Here is a 247-nt window from a genome sequence, read left to right on the forward strand (position 1 = left end):
GATGCCGCGCCAGGATGTTGAGGATGACGGCAGCCGAGCAGACGCCTTGATCAAGCGCCTCCTGGCAGGCGGCCTCCACGGCGGTAACACCGTCGCCCGGCACGCATCCGAGAATGGTGACCATTTGCCGATCACCGTCATCGACTGCCTTCAATCGCTTGCGGACCTTCTCCATCGCCGCCGGCATTACCCAGTCGCGGAACGGCGCGCCATTGCGAAGAGCGCCGGGTTTGCGGGCCAGGACAGG

General features: G+C 65.6%; 1 pseudogene. It reads right to left on the reverse strand.

Annotated elements, in window-relative coordinates:
• A pseudogene (locus tag KLP42_RS26770) lies at positions 1–247 on the reverse strand (IS21 family transposase); the annotation flags it as partial.

The sequence above is a fragment of the Rhizobium sp. CSW-27 genome (genome assembly GCF_018760785.1).
Classification (GTDB): domain Bacteria; phylum Pseudomonadota; class Alphaproteobacteria; order Rhizobiales; family Rhizobiaceae; genus Neorhizobium.